Source organism: Pseudomonas agronomica (assembly GCF_025917275.1).
GTDB lineage: Bacteria > Pseudomonadota > Gammaproteobacteria > Pseudomonadales > Pseudomonadaceae > Aquipseudomonas > Aquipseudomonas agronomica.
On record NZ_JAOSHO010001126.1, the window covers coordinates 1 to 275 of the forward strand.

1 protein-coding gene is annotated in these 275 nt (G+C 62.2%); it reads right to left on the reverse strand.

Features of this window, described 5'->3' with window-relative positions:
• Positions 1 to 275 (reverse strand): ABC transporter permease (locus tag OC610_RS29215; protein WP_264433326.1); only part of this gene is annotated, 275 nt, incomplete at both ends.

Sequence of the window (275 nt, forward strand, 5' to 3'; positions counted from 1 at the left end):
TCGATGCCAAGGCGTGAACAGCCCACCCAGGCGCTTGATCAACAAACTGCTGCCCATGCCCAGCACGCCGATCAGCAACATGCCGACCACGATGTCCGGGTAGTTCTGCACGGTGTACGACGCCCAGGTGTAGTAACCGATGCCGTACTGGCCAGCGATCATTTCCGCCGTCACCAGGCAGAACCAGGAGGTACCCATGCCAATGGCGAGGCCGGTGATGATGCTCGGTGCGGCACCCGGCAGAATCACTTCCAGCAGGATCGCCTGGCGTCCGG